This is a genomic window from Microvirga sp. P4_G7 (assembly GCF_056401005.1).
The window spans coordinates 1-983 of record NZ_JBFUKD010001004.1; the positions used below are offsets into that span (position 1 = coordinate 1).

2 protein-coding genes are annotated in these 983 nt (G+C 59.0%); both read left to right on the forward strand.

Annotated features, from left to right (window positions below; all coding sequences use genetic code 11):
* Positions 1-322: 322 nt before the first annotated feature.
* Positions 323-751 (forward strand): DUF551 domain-containing protein, encoded by a 429-nt coding sequence (locus tag AC1DT3_RS22565; RefSeq protein ID WP_477467402.1) that lies wholly within the window; start codon positions 323-325, stop codon positions 749-751.
* Positions 748-983: hypothetical protein (locus tag AC1DT3_RS22570; RefSeq protein WP_477467403.1), on the forward strand; the 236-nt coding region annotated here is incomplete at its 3' end. The genes AC1DT3_RS22565 and AC1DT3_RS22570, both read left to right, overlap by 4 nt.

Sequence of the window (983 nt, forward strand, 5' to 3'; positions counted from 1 at the left end):
CGCGTACGCCGACGCCATGCTCGCCGAACGCGCGAAATTCGAAGGAGTGCCTCATCATGGCTGAGCACACGCCGGGAGTTTGGAGCTTCGAACCCGAATGGCCCTCAGCCTGCAAGGTTCGCTCAACATCCAGCCTCGTAGCAGAGGTGGTTGGGGATAGTTCCGAAGCTGAGGCCAACGCCCGCCTCATAGCTGCCGCTCCTGAAATGCTGGAAGTTCTCCAAGCAATCGCAGCTGCAGAATACCACGAGCTCGCACTCGATCCCGAATGGCCTCGGCGTCTCGCCCTCGGCTTGATAGCGAAAGTTGAAGGATCTTCGCCATGACAATTAGTTCAGATGCAAGCGGCTGGAAGTGGGTTCCGGTAGAGCCGACAGAGGAGATGCTAGCGGCGCTGTCCGGCTTCGTCGGCTGCGAATGCGGGAATCCGGTCGTCGATTACAACGTATCGCGTGATGATTATCGCGCGATGCTCGCAGCATCCCCGCAAGCCCCCTCACTATGGATGCCAATTGATACGGCTCCGAAGGATGGGACGCTGATCGATGTCTGGATCGGATGTCGTGAGTTTCCGAGGCGGATCACCGACGTCTCATGGCGAGAGCCAACTGATAGCGAATGGTGGGTTCACGGCGGCGATTTAATCGAGAGCCCAGACGCAACTTGGCATGACAGTTTCGGGCCGCTTGGGAAAGATGAGCAACCCACGCACTGGCAGCCCCTCCCCACACCTCCGGAGGCCCAGCCATGAGCACAGAACGCGCGCTTCCCAGCGACTCCCCGATAATGAATGCCTGGAACGAGTACAAGGCTACCGATGAGTTCGCCAATTCGAAACGGTGGGCGACCCACCTGCAACACGTTGATGGCTCGCTATGGGCGTCATTCTTGCAAGGCTGGACTGCTGCGACTCTCACCTCTCCCACTCCCTCCGTCTCTTTGACGAGCGGGGGAGTTGGTGAATTGGTGGAGCGGTTGAACAC

Coding starts and splice junctions, on each gene's coding strand:
- AC1DT3_RS22565 (WP_477467402.1), top strand. CDS start 323: ATGACAATTAGTTCAGATGCAAGCGGCTGGAAGTGGGTTCCGGTAGAG.